A 5168-nucleotide genomic window follows, 5' to 3' on the forward strand; every position below is an offset into this window, starting at 1 on the left:
GTCGACCAGGTCGTCGCCGTACAGGGCGCGGACGTAGTCGGGGTCCTCGGTGAAGGCGACCAGGGTCGGGATCGCGCTCATCCCGAGGTCGTTGCGGTCGTGGCTGAACACCTCCGGGCGGCCCACCCGATCCCACCAACGCCAGGTGTTCTCCACCTCGGTCCACAACGAACGCGGCCCCGCCCGAAGAACGTCGGCACGCCGGCCGGGGGCGAAGCCCGCCGCGGCCACCGACGGATCCACCCCGCAGGCCCCGGGGCGCGGGATCGCGTCGGCGTCGGGTACCGGGGGGTCAACGGGTCGTCTCGGCTCGGCGTTCCAAAACCCGTCAGTGGACCCACCGGCTCGGGGATCGATCGGGCTACAGCGGTGTCAGGTTCGTGGGCGGCTTCGGCAGGTCCTCGGGATCGCCGTGTCCGGAGATGACGTGCGCGGGGATGAGGGCGGCGACGAGTTCGTCGACGAGCAGGCGAAGCATGGTCTCGCCCATGGGGCGGGCAGGACGTTCTTGGTGTCCACCCACACGTGGGGTCCCGCGGGCGTCGGCTCGGGGTCGGAGACGTAGTTGGCGCTGTGCAGCCACGTGTCCTCGTCGTGGGGGTGGTCGGGGTCGACGTCGTCCTCGATCTCCTCCCAGGACAGCACACGTCCGTCGCCGATCACACGTCCGAACACCGCCGCGGCGCGCCGCAGGGCCTCGGTCGCCCCTCGGTGTCCGGCGAGACGACGGTGAACGCCGCGGAGCCCTGGTCGTCGGCCCCGAAGTGGAAAGGGTCGGCGAACCTGTGGCGGAAGCCTCCCCAGCCGCACCACGCCCACAGACTCGCTGCCCCGACACCGTGAGGGTGCTCCGCCGGTGAGCCTGGCGGAGCACCCTCACGGTGTCGTCGACACGCGGGCCACAGGGTGCCCGCCCGGGTCCGCGGGGACGCCCGGTGCCGGGTTGCCCTTGTAGTCGCCCGTCCGGGTGTGGTGTTCGGCACCGCCGAGGTGCCGGGTCTGAATCCACCGCCACCCTGCGACGCACGCCCACCCGGACGAAGACCGCCTGCGAGTGCGTGACGGAACCACCGCCGTCGAGGCACTCCTGCGTCGTCACGGAATCGTCGCCCGCGAGGGCCGCGGCCCGGCCGGCCTTACCCGCGAGCGAGACGGCCCGGGCCGAGAACGGCCAGACCAACGCACAAACGCCGCATGAGAACTCCTCTTCCCCGAGCACCAGACGCTGCCGCTCTCGCCTGGCACATCACGGGTGCGCAGGGTGTCATGGGCATCCCACGACGACGCGCGCATCGGCAACACGGGTGAGGCGCGGACACACGTTGGGAGGAAGATTGTCGGATCGCCTGCAATGAATTCCGGTACTCATTACGCTCACCACCCATGGACAAGACGGGGACGAGAATGGGCTCCGGCGTCGAGGTGACGATCACCCCCGGCACCGTGAAGTTCGATCCGGACGATCAGCGGTGGTTGGACCAAGCGTCCACGCTGTACGACGCACTCCGCGAGGAGACCGGGGTCGTATTCCGGCGTGGCGTCCCCGAACCGGGTGTCAAGGGCACCATGGACACCGTGGCTCTGGCTCTGGGCTCGTCCGGTGTCCTGACCGCGGTGGTGGCCTGCTTTCGGGCATGGCTGGCGCGAGACAAGACAAGGACCCTGACCGTTGCCTGGACGGACGACAGCGGGAACGGGCGGGCGGTGACGGTCACGGGAGACAACCTCGACCAAGTGTCGTTCCAGGCACTGGCGGAGGGTGTGGGGAAGCGCCTGGGGGGCTGAGGATGGTCGAGCGGCGCTATCACGCGATGCTGATCGGAAACGCCAACTATCCCCGGGATTCCCATGCGTTGCCCGCTCTGCACGGGCCCCTGATCGACATCGGGGAACTCCGGCGTGGGTTGACCGACCGCAGGGTCGGGCTGTTCCGCCCCGACGATGTCCTCTCCTTGTCCGACAGCGGCGTCCACCGGACGCGGGAACAACTGGACGGGTTCTTCTCCCGGGCGGTACGCGACGACGTGTTGCTGCTGTACTACAGCGGCCACGGACAACTCGACGAACGCGGCGGGCTGTACCTGTGTGCCGCGGACACCTTGGTCGACAGTCTTCGCTCGACCGCGCTGAGCGCCCCGGAGATCAACAGCATGATCGAGGGCTCGGCCGCCGCGACCGTCGTCATCGTGCTCGACTGCTGTCACAGTGGCGCGTTCAAAACGGCCACCGACCTGGCCGGCTCGGTCGCGGGCAGGGGCCGCTACGTCATCGCCAGCAACAGATCCACCCAACTGGCACGGGCCGCTGCGGCACCGGGGCAGCCCAGTCCCTTCACCGCCGCACTCGTGCGCGGCCTGCGCCACGCCGAAGCCGGGGGGCACCACCTCACCGTCGCCGAGCTCTACCGGCAGGTGCACCGCTGGATGACCGAGCACACGTCCCTGGCTCCCCAGTTAAGGTTCGCCGGCGAGGGCGAGGTGATCATCGCCAAGCGGCCGGGCACTTCGCCGCGCACGCTGCCACGACCCAAGCACCTCCCGCAGGCGGCCGCGAGGCCGCACAGTCCCCGCTCGCGGCCCGCCCCGCCCGCACCGCGGACGCCGGTGGCCGAGCAGGAAACCGGGCAGCGGGCACGGTCCGAACGTGACGTCCACAAAGTCCGGTACCGCCTCTGGGACCCCGTCTACCACCGATGGGTGGGCATCGCGGGGATCGGCATGGGCCTTGCCTTGTTCGTCCCGCCCCTGGTGATCCCGACGTCGGGCCCCGCGGAGAGGCACGCGATGCTGTGGACAACCGTCACCCTCGGCATGTTTTCACTCCACTATCACGTCCGACTGCACCGAAAGCCCCTGACGCTGTTGATCACCGACGATTTCCTGCGCGTGCGCCAGGGCAGACGATCCCGCGATTACGACTGGGCCGAGATCAGCAGGATCGACCAAGTCGGGAAGTCCACCGACAAACACGCCACCTTCAAGCTGTACGACTCCGCCGGAGACCTCGTCGAATCCACGCCTCTTCCCGTGATCACCCGGTACCAGTGGAAGGACTTCACCGAGGCCGTCTACAAGGCGGCCCCCCACATCACCGTCCAGGACAGGCTCAACTCCCGATAGCCCTCGACCCGCAAGCGAGACCGCGAGGCATGGAACCGCCCTCCCCGACCACAGGCCCCACCCTGCCTGCCACGGAGACATCCCCGAGCAGGTCGGATCCGGTTGGTCGATCGGAGGAGCGGGTCGGCGATGGAATCACGCCGGGCGGGGCGCGGCGGCGCGGCCGGTCGTGGTTCCGGAGACGATCGTCGTGGACCGGGGGAAGGTCTTCCTGTCGGGGGCGTTCACGGGTGCGTGCGAGATGCTCGGGTTCAGTGTGCAGCCCGCCCCGCCGTTCGCGCCGACGGCCAAGGGCATCGTGGAACGCACCTTCGGGTCGATCAACTCCCTGTTCTGCCAACACCTTCCCGGCTACACCGGCTCCGACGCCGGCCGCCGCGGCCCCGACGCCGAGCATGAGGCGTGCTTCGGCGTCGCCCAACTCCAGGACCTGCTCGACGAATGGCTCGTGCACTGGCACCATCGCCCCCACGAAGGGCTGCGCCACCCGGTGATGCCGAAAGTCGCGCTGACACCGAACCGGATGTGGGCCGCGCTCGTCGCGGTCGCCGGATACGTACCGGTACCGCTGAGCCGCAGCGACCACCTCGAACTGTTGCCGGTGCGATGGCAGGCCGTCACCGAACGCGGGATCCGCATCGACCACCGCGCATACGACCACGAGGTGCTGGGCCCGTACCGGGGTCAGCCCTCCGGCATCGTCGCCCGAGGCGGGAAGTGGGAGGTCCACCACAACCCGCACGACGCCCGCCAGATCTGGATCCGCCTGCCCGACGGGGAACTCAGCGAGGTCCCGTGGATCCACCGCGATCACGCTCACCACCCGTTCAACGACCGCACCTGGCAGTACGTCAGAACCGTCACCGCTCTGCGCTCGGATCGTGACCGGTACGAAGCCGACCACGCCGACGCCCTCGACCAGCTCATGCGCCGCGCCCAGACCGGACACGCCACCCGTGTCGAACACGCCCTTCTGGCCCGCGGCACCCCCACCCGGACTCCTCCACCGGCACGCTCCGCACACGAGGGGCGGGAACAGGACCTCGGTGACGTGCTCCCCGGGCGGCCGGGCGGGGACAGCCTCGACGAACTCGACGACGGCCTCGACGAGTCGCCGCTGCCGGGGTCGGACACCGGCGAAGACGATCCCGACTCCCCCACCCCGCCGTACAGGGGGCTTGGGCTCTACGACGCACATGAGGAAGTCCTGAAATGGTGAGCCCCGATGCGCACTCGGGCGACCACACGTAGGGCGTCGGTGCGGACACGACGGAACAGTCCCGGCCGGTGACCACCTGGCAGGGTTGGCAGGACTTCGCGACCGCCGCGCCCCCGGTGCCGCCCGAACCCGGTGCCCCGCCACGCGGCCGGGAGGAACGCCTGGCCTACCACTCCGCGTTCGTGACCATCCGTACCCCGGCCATCGACGCCCTCGCCACCAGCGTGCGCACCCTGATGATCCTGGGCCGCCACCAACGGACCACAGCCCGGCCGTCCCTCATCGTCACCGGGCCGGCGACAGCCGGGAAGACCACCGCCGTGCTCCACGTCGGACGCGCCTGCCACCTCGCGGAGGCGGCCCGACGCGGCGGGATGGCGCAGGGTTGGGTACCGGTGGCGTACGTCCTCGTACCGCCAGGCGCGACCCCGAAAGCCCTCGCGGCCGAGTTCGCCCGCTACCTCGGCGTGCCCGTCACCACCCGCATGACGCAGGCACAGATCACCGAAGCCGTCTGCCACACCTACAACCGGGCCGGCGTCCACCTCGTCCTCATCGACGAGATCCACCGTCTCAACCCGCGTACCACCACCGGCGCGGAGACCGCCGACCTGCTGAAAGACCTCACCGAACGCATCGCGGCGACGTTCGTGTACGCGGGCATCGACGTGACCGCCACACCGTTGTTCAGTGGTGTGCGCGGGGCGCAACTCGCCGGACGGGCCTCACTCGTCGAGTGCGGGGCGTTCCCCGCGCGGCTCGGGAAACACGAACCGTTCACCGAGTTGATCGCCGGCGTGGAAGCCGCCCTCGACCTGAACGCACAGATC

Annotated in this window: 4 protein-coding genes and 2 pseudogenes; 4 read left to right on the forward strand and 2 right to left on the reverse strand. The window is 69.9% G+C overall.

The window, feature by feature from the left end; all coding sequences use genetic code 11:
• Together GT354_RS02880 and GT354_RS55620 are read right to left on the reverse strand one after the other, a co-directional pair.
• Positions 1-231, reverse strand: a pseudogene (locus GT354_RS02880) (hypothetical protein); the annotation flags it as partial.
• 130 nt (positions 232-361) lie between these two features.
• Positions 362-490 (reverse strand): hypothetical protein, encoded by a 129-nt coding sequence (locus GT354_RS55620; RefSeq protein WP_272923744.1) that lies wholly within the window; start codon positions 488-490, stop codon positions 362-364.
• An 893-nt stretch (positions 491-1383) separates the two neighbouring features.
• On the opposite strand from GT354_RS55620, the gene GT354_RS02885 reads away from it, so the two are divergent.
• The 4 genes and pseudogenes from GT354_RS02885 to GT354_RS02900 form a co-directional block, all read left to right on the forward strand.
• Positions 1384-1785: a hypothetical protein gene (locus GT354_RS02885; protein WP_237534321.1), complete on the forward strand. Its 402-nt coding sequence runs from the start codon at positions 1384-1386 to the stop codon at positions 1783-1785.
• A 2-nt stretch (positions 1786-1787) separates the two neighbouring features.
• Positions 1788-3119 (forward strand): caspase family protein, encoded by a 1332-nt coding sequence (locus tag GT354_RS02890; protein WP_161354560.1) that lies wholly within the window; start codon positions 1788-1790, stop codon positions 3117-3119.
• 148 nt (positions 3120-3267) lie between these two features.
• Positions 3268-4338: pseudogene (locus GT354_RS02895) on the forward strand (Mu transposase C-terminal domain-containing protein); the annotation flags it as partial.
• Between the two features lie 68 nt (positions 4339-4406).
• Positions 4407-5168, forward strand: a 762-nt coding sequence (locus GT354_RS02900) for an ATP-binding protein (protein WP_161354561.1), incomplete at its 3' end; no start/stop codon positions are given.

It is taken from the genome of Streptomyces sp. SID3343, from assembly GCF_009865215.1.
Lineage (GTDB): Bacteria > Actinomycetota > Actinomycetes > Streptomycetales > Streptomycetaceae > Embleya.